A 6,898-nucleotide genomic window follows, 5' to 3' on the forward strand; every position below is an offset into this window, starting at 1 on the left:
TTGAGAGAAGTGAGAGAAAGTCCAAGTCATCATTACTGATGGTTTTATGCAGGCTACTTCAGTCTACACCAATTGTCGTGAGTATTACCTACAAGTCTAGGAAAATATCATCCTAGCAATTGCTCCTTGCCAAAGGGGCGATCGCCGTCTTAATGCCCGCACTCGTGCCATGAATTCAACCAAGTCGATCGGTTTCACCAGGTAATCATCTGCACCTGCGTCTAACCCGGTTACTTTTTCCGGCGTGGTGTCTCTTGCCGTGATCATCAAAATCGGCGCTGTTTTCCCTGCCGATCGATATTGACGACAGAGATTTACCCCACTGATATGTGGCAACATCCAGTCCAAAATCAACAAATCATATTCTTTTTCTGATAACAGCCACTGGGCCGTCTCTCCATCTTTTACCCCATCCACGCTATGCCCTGCTTGAGACAGCACTGTTTGAAGCGGCATCAGTTGCTTTGGGTCGTCCTCCACCAGCAAAACTCTCATATCTCGGCTCGCCTCCTTCGCAGCTTGCAGTTTTCATAATTATTAGAGTTTGAGGTGATTCGCGCATCTTCTTTAAGCTAGATTTTAGGAGATATTAAGTTGTATTAAAGTGCCAATAGATAGTATTAGGCTCAGAATGGATGGAAAAGAATAGCGGATGATTAGACGTTGGCTAAAAGCATCAGGTGCAGAGTTTTGGTTGCCATTGCCGTTTGTGGCGATCGCGTTTTGGGTTGGCTCGAGTTTCCTAATGGCTCAAGAATTACAACAACCCCAGATCGCAAAGAATAAACTTCAGGCAGATACCCAGCTTAAAGCAACGGTATCTGTCAATATATTGCTCATCAACGCAGTGATTAACCGAAAACAAGGAACAACCCAGGTTGCGGTAGAAACAGCAGAACCGATTTTGAAGCGATTGGAATTAGAATTGCCAATGACTGACGCAACCCACATAGAGGAAGCGATCGCGCAAGAGCTCCAGTTATCACGTCAAAATGTTCGCCAGTTAGTCCGTTACGAGATTGTTGAATAAGTTTATTCTTTCAATATTGCGATCGCATCGAGTAGACCTCTTGCAAAAATCCTTTTCATCAATTGATGATGGGACGGGCTCTCCGGCCCATCCCACAAGAGTTATTTTTTTTGTGGGATGGGCCGGAGAGCCCGTCCTATTTATTTTTGCGATCGCATCCAGTCAAATAAGGTTGCCAAATCCATAGGTTTCCTGGCTGGGATCGAGCAATTCCTCAAGTGGCAAGAAGCGTCCAATACTCTTGCCGCTTGAGGATTAATAACTACTGAGTGACGATTTCGTTATTGATTGAAACATTCGCTGCTGTTTGCCGAGCAATTTGTTCTGCCAATGCTTTTTGTTCTGCCGTTTGAACGCGCCCTGTTAACACAATCGAATTATCCCGATCGTCTGCTTCCAAATCGAATTGCTTGAGGGTGCCATCGGAGTCTAAGGCCTCTTCTACGCGATCGGCAATATCGTCAATGTCTTGATTCTGAGGCGTCTGTGCGGTGGTTGCAGGCGCAGGAGTGGTGGGAACAGTCGTATTTCCAGTGGCAGTTGTGGGAGCAGAAGGAGATGGAACAGTTGTCTGTGAAGTATTGGGGGGGGTGCAAGCACCTAAACCCAAAATTGCAACTGTGCTGACGCTGATTCCTTGCACAAATAGCTTTAATAATTGCATATTCTTTGTTTGTTTTTTTTGTTGGGAAACGCAATTTTGCCGATAAACCTCAGCATGAAGTCTTTGAGCATTTGAACTCAACAAGTAAATGTACCATAGTTCATCCATCAAAAGGAATGCTTTTTATATCAATTCGGGCTGCGCCGGAATGATATCAAATCCGCGCTTCGCAAGTCTGGCGGAAAGTTGAATCAAGCTGCCAACAAATAATTCGCGCAATTTTCATTTTTTTGACCCCTCCTTCTACAGTCAACAGTCAACAGTCAACAGTCAACAGTCAACAGTCAACCATAAATCAAATCCAGTGAACTAAGGTTTGCAAGTCTATAAGCTATCTCAGTCGGTTCTTTTCCTAAGTATAGGAAGCAAATGTGATCCAAATGTGAGTAACAGAAATCAGTCTATCACTTTTCCCTCACATTCATCAATGACGCTAGAAACAAGACGAAACAACAGAGAAGCACTTGGCTTGACAACAAACGTTATGACTGCAACGAATGTAGAAAAATTAGTAGAACACTCTTGGCATCACCTCTCTGTCGAGAAAGTAGCTCGGCTTTTAGAGACTGACCTGGAAATAGGTCTATCTTCCCACATGTCAGCCCAACGGCGCGAGATCCTCGGCCCCAATCAACTAATGGCTCAGAAGCCACAAAGTGCCTGGTTGCGATTTCTTAAGCAACTGAATCAGCCGCTAATCTACATTTTGTTAGCCTCTGGCATAGTGACAGCATTTCTGAAAGAGTGGATTGATTCAGGGGTAATTTTTGGGGTTGCTCTGACGAATGCCACCATTGGTTTCGTTCAAGAGTCAAAGGCAGAGAATGCGATCGCCGCTTTAGCAAAATCTGTTGCAACTGAGGCAACCATTCTCCGCAACGGTCAAAAGCAAGTGGTTTCATCCAGCGAACTGGTTCCCGGCCATCTCGTCTTGCTGTCTTCTGGGGATAAAGTGTCTGCGGATCTGCGGCTGATCGAAGTCCGTGACTTACAAGTCGATGAGTCAGCGTTAACGGGAGAATCTGTCCCGATCCAGAAGCAATCCCAGGCGCTAGAGGCAGACGCTGCACTGGCCGATCGCACGAACATGGCGTATACCGGAAGCCTGGTAACGTTTGGACAGGGACGCGGACTGGTCGTCAGCATTGGTGACATGACCGAGACCGGACACATCTCCCAACTCATGCAGCAAAGTAGCACACTGGAAACGCCACTGAGTCGCAAAATTGACAAATTTAGCAAAACCTTGCTCTATGTCATTTTAGGTTTGGCTGCCTTCACCTTTGTCGCAGGCATTGCCCAGAGATTTTCTTGGGTTGAGGTGTTCAAGGCATCTGTGGCGCTTGCCGTCAGCGCAATTCCTGAAGGCTTACCCGCGATTTTAACGGTGACACTGGCGATCGGGGTTTCTCAAATGGCAAAGCAGGACGCCATTATTCGCAAACTTCCGGCAATTGAGACGCTGGGCAGCACCACCGTGATTTGTTCCGACAAAACCGGAACCTTGACTGAGAATCAAATGACAGTTCAGGAGATTGATGCCGGTGGAAAGCGATATCGGGTTAGCGGTGGAGGATATGCACCAGACGGGAAAATTTCTGTAAACGGACACTCGGTTGACCTGGCGAACGCACCTGCCTTATATGAATGCCTGCAAGCAGGATTGTTGTGCAACGATTCTTATCTAGACGTGCAAGACGGGAACTGGACTGTAGTCGGTAGTCCAACGGAAGGGGCGCTGGTTGCGGTAGCCCAAAAAGCGGGGTTAATTACTGAGAAACTCGAGGAATCGCTTTCGCGGCTCGATACACTGCCGTTTGAATCTCAGTTTCAATACATGGCAACCTTACATGACGATCGTCCACAACGCTTGATTTATGTCAAGGGTTCAATTGAGGCAATTCTCAAGCGGTGTGGCCAGATACTCGATGAACAGGGAGAGGCGAGATCCCTCAACCCCGCGCCGATCGAGCAAACCGTGGACAGAATGGCGAAAAAAGGGTTACGAGTTCTGGCACTTGCCAAGAAAGTTGTACCCGCTTCTCAATCTTCAATTGAGCATTATGATATTGAGCAAGGGTTAACTTTTGTGGGTCTGCAAGGCATGATCGACCCGCCTCGCCCCGAAGCGATTCAAGCGATTCAAGCCTGTCGGTCTGCGGGAATTCAAGTCAAGATGATTACCGGCGACCATGCCAAAACAGCATCAGCGATCGCCCACCAAATGGGACTAAATCAAACCCAAGATGCTCCCGTTTTTACCGGTCAAGAACTAGCTCAAATGAATCAGCAGCAATTAGCCAATGCTGCCGAACAAAGCTGCGTATTTGCTCGTGTCGCACCAGAACAAAAGCTCCGCATTGTCGAAGCACTTCAGTCTAATGGCGAGATTGTGGCGATGACGGGAGATGGAGTTAACGATGCTCCCGCCCTGAAGCAAGCTGATATTGGGGTAGCGATGGGCATCACGGGCACTGAAGTGACAAAAGAAGCCGCAGATATGATTCTGACGGATGACAACTTTGCTTCGATCGAGAAAGCAGTTAAGGAAGGGCGCACGGTTTATAAGAATCTGCTGCGGGCGATCGCCTTCATCCTGCCCGTGAATGGTGGAGAGTCCATGACCATCTTGATTGCCGTACTTCTGGCAACCCCGCTACCCATTTTGCCAGTACAAATTCTCTGGCTGAATATGGTCAGTTCAGTTGCGTTGAGCTTACCGTTGGCATTTGAGCCGCCCTCTCCCGATGTCATGCAACAGCCACCTCGACCTGCCAATGAACCGCTTCTGTCTCGCAGGCTGACGACTCGGATTTTGACAGTTTCGGTATTTAACTGGATTGCGATCTTTGGGATGTTTGAATGGATCGTCCAAACCACAGGCAATGAAGCTCTAGCCCGGACGATGGCAATTCAAGCATTGGTTGCAGCCGAAGCTTTTTACCTGTTAAGCATCAGTCGCTTCGTTCCGGCGAGCGTCGCCAAACTACGCGGTAAAGATGAATCAGTTGGCTATGCTGTGGCGATCGGCATTGGGGCTATTTTCATTCTCCAATTCCTGTTTAGCCAATGGGGCATTATGAATCAGTTATTCGAGACTCAAGCTTTGACCGCAATCCAAGGCTTAATTTGTATCGGATTCGGACTGCCAATGATTGCTTTGTCAGCTTTGCTAAAACGTTTTGCACCTCTGAGCTAAGCGGTTTTTGTGATGCGGGCATTGCAAGCGACTTTACACACTATTTACCAATTTTGTAGCGTTGAATATTGAATATCTCTCATGAATTACCAAAATCTCAAACGTGCTAGCGGCCTATTTACTAATCATCGAAACGCAGAGCAGGCGCTAGTTGAGCTAAAAAGCAAGGGCTTCCCCATGCACAAGATTTCTGTGATTGCTCAACCTTCTGACAATGATGATTTGGACTCTCTGGGTGTGCAGCAAATTTTAATTACAAGAGCAGCAGGCGCACAAGTAGGCGCTATATTAGGCAGCATACGACTAGGTTCACTAGCCTTAATTGTTGGACTCAGCAGCCTGCTAATTCCCGGTATTGGTCAGGCAGTAGCGGTGGAAAGCATTTTAGCAACTTGCTTTGGAAGTGGGATTGCTGCAACTGCTGGCGGTCTATATGGTGCACTTCAAGGATGGTTGGTGCCAGAAGAACAAGCAAGAATTTACAATAACAGATTTAACCAGGGAGATTATTTGATCGTCCTGGAGGCAAGAGAAAATGAAATCGTGATTGCTGAACCTGTCCTTAAACGTTGGGAGATTCTGACGTGGCGTGTCTGTGATGCTACCTAAATTCAAGGTAATATAAGAAAGACAATTACATTGCGGTTCCGCCTGCTGCAAAGTGAACCGTCTCCTGCCAGCTAAAAGCGTAGTTAATCTGTCAATTTCTTTGAGGAAAACGAGTTTATGACAGGAGTATCGGCGATCGAGTCGATTGTAGCGCAAGCACCTCCCTTGGGCAGCAATCCTGCTACAAATAGCCAAACGGCAGGAGCCATTCCTGAATTGGTCATCATCTTGATCATTCTGCTGCTGATTGCAACTGTTGTGGCACTCGTAACTCAACGGTTGCGAATTCCCTATGTGACGGGCTTAGTGTTAGCAGGCTTGCCCATTACGGAGGTCTTGTCGCGTCGAATTGGTTTAGACCCCTCTTTAGTATTAAATCTTTTCCTACCAATTCTGATTTTTGAAGCAGCTATCAATACTGATATCAGCCGTCTCCGCAGCACCTTTAAGCCGATCGCCCTGCTGGCGGGTCCAGGCTCGATCTTTTCCTCAGCAATTATCGCTGTTCTGGTTAAATTTGGGCTGGGGCTAGACTGGATTCCAGCGTTGCTGATCGGAGTCATTCTGGCAAACACTGATACAGTCTCGATGATTGCGGTTTTTAAAGAGATCCGTGTGCCTTCTCGATTGTCCACCATTGTTGAGGGAGAAACTCTGTTCAATGATGCGGCTGCTCTAATTTCATTTAATTTGGTTTTGGTAATTTATGCGACAGGCTCTCTCACAGCTATACAAGGCGTGAAGGAACTGCTCGTGGTTGCATTAGGTGGGGCAGTGGTCGGGGGTGTTTTAGGTTACTTGAGCGTGCCGATATTTGTTCGCTTAAACGATCCGTTGAGTAGCCTTTTGCTAACCGTCGCTCTCGCATTGGGAACCTTCCAAATCGGACAATTTTTAGGCGTATCGGGCGCAGTGGCGGTGGTCATCACCGGACTTGTTTTTGGCAACCTTGGGCTGCCTCGCAGTTCGTCTGCCTCGGATCGGATTACCTTGCTGAGTTTCTGGGAATACGCTGGTTTTGGCGTCAATACGTTTATTTTCCTGCTGATTGGAATTGAAATTAACCCGCTGACGCTGTGGAGAATTTTGCCATCCATTTTATTCGTCATTCTGGCCTATCAACTGGGACGGATTCTCTCGGTCTATTTGTTATTAGCGGGGCTGCGTTGGTTCGATCGCCCCATTCCGCTACGCTGGCAGCACATTTTGGTTTTAGGGAATATTAAAGGGTCTCTCTCAATGGCCTTAGCTGTTGCGATTCCCTTGACCCTACCAGGACGGGATAACATCATTGCCCTGGTGTTCGGTGCAGTTTTATTCTGCTACACAAATACTAGACAAGTCTCGACATTTGCTTCTTACTTCATCGGGAGCATGGGAGCGGTTATCCCTCAGT

General features: G+C 47.3%; 5 protein-coding genes and 1 pseudogene. 4 read left to right on the forward strand and 2 right to left on the reverse strand.

Going from position 1 to position 6,898, the window contains the following annotated elements:
* Positions 1-117: 117 nt before the first annotated feature.
* Positions 118-495 (reverse strand): annotated as a pseudogene (locus tag QUB12_RS36260) (response regulator transcription factor); the annotation flags it as partial.
* 157 nt (positions 496-652) lie between these two features.
* Here QUB12_RS36260 and QUB12_RS36265 point away from each other — a divergent pair.
* The gene (locus QUB12_RS36265) at positions 653-1,030 is read left to right on the forward strand and encodes a hypothetical protein (protein WP_333148110.1); all 378 of its coding nucleotides are present in this window, start codon (positions 653-655) and stop codon (positions 1,028-1,030) included.
* 262 nt (positions 1,031-1,292) lie between these two features.
* On the opposite strand, the gene QUB12_RS36270 is transcribed toward QUB12_RS36265, so the two are convergent.
* Positions 1,293-1,802 (reverse strand): BON domain-containing protein, encoded by a 510-nt coding sequence (locus tag QUB12_RS36270; RefSeq protein WP_333288183.1) that lies wholly within the window; start codon positions 1,800-1,802, stop codon positions 1,293-1,295.
* Between the two features lie 376 nt (positions 1,803-2,178).
* Here QUB12_RS36270 and QUB12_RS36275 point away from each other — a divergent pair, with 376 nt between their 5' ends.
* The 3 genes from QUB12_RS36275 to QUB12_RS36285 form a co-directional block, all read left to right on the forward strand.
* Positions 2,179-4,893, forward strand: coding sequence for a cation-transporting P-type ATPase (locus tag QUB12_RS36275; protein ID WP_333310934.1), 2,715 nt, complete (start codon positions 2,179-2,181; stop codon positions 4,891-4,893).
* A gap of 81 nt (positions 4,894-4,974) precedes the next feature.
* Positions 4,975-5,502, forward strand: coding sequence for a hypothetical protein (locus QUB12_RS36280; RefSeq protein WP_333148116.1), 528 nt, complete (start codon positions 4,975-4,977; stop codon positions 5,500-5,502).
* Between the two features lie 165 nt (positions 5,503-5,667).
* On the forward strand, positions 5,668-6,898 hold a 1,231-nt coding region (locus QUB12_RS36285), incomplete at its 3' end, for a sodium:proton antiporter (RefSeq protein ID WP_333148118.1).

Source organism: Microcoleus sp. B7-D4, from assembly GCF_036705125.1.
In the GTDB taxonomy this organism is placed as follows: domain Bacteria; phylum Cyanobacteriota; class Cyanobacteriia; order Cyanobacteriales; family Microcoleaceae; genus Microcoleus.

Bases quoted from the DNA above. Each gene is read 5' to 3' on its own strand.
- QUB12_RS36265 (WP_333148110.1), top strand. From the start codon at position 653: ATGATTAGACGTTGGCTAAAAGCATCAGGTGCAGAGTTTTGGTTGCCA.
- QUB12_RS36270 (WP_333288183.1), bottom strand. From the start codon at position 1,802: ATGGATGAACTATGGTACATTTACTTGTTGAGTTCAAATGCTCAAAGA.
- QUB12_RS36275 (WP_333310934.1), top strand. From the start codon at position 2,179: ATGACTGCAACGAATGTAGAAAAATTAGTAGAACACTCTTGGCATCAC.
- QUB12_RS36280 (WP_333148116.1), top strand. From the start codon at position 4,975: ATGAATTACCAAAATCTCAAACGTGCTAGCGGCCTATTTACTAATCAT.